The following is a 273-nucleotide window of genomic DNA, read 5'->3' as shown; positions in this document are numbered from 1 at the left end:
GGGGAAACCCGCCTGATAAGTCACGGTTGAAAAGAATGTCCGTATTCCGTTGTGCCGCTTGAATCGGCTGCTCTGCGCCCTGAAAAAACAACGGGCGCAGCCGGGGGCCTGGAGAGGCTTCCGGCAGGCTTGGAAAATTAAGGGATTTGCGGGGCGGGGGGTGACATGGGAAGCGGGGACAAGGGAAATGGGGAATGGTTCCGGGTTGGTTGAGGGCCAATACTGATCCGGTGGTGTGAGAGCCACTTTTGAGCGTCGTTTCCCACACCTGCA

This window comes from Pseudomonas sp. Wu6, assembly GCF_019891515.1.
GTDB classification, from domain to species: Bacteria; Pseudomonadota; Gammaproteobacteria; order Pseudomonadales; family Pseudomonadaceae; genus Aquipseudomonas; species Aquipseudomonas orientalis_A.
This window is presented reverse-complemented; position numbering follows the sequence as displayed.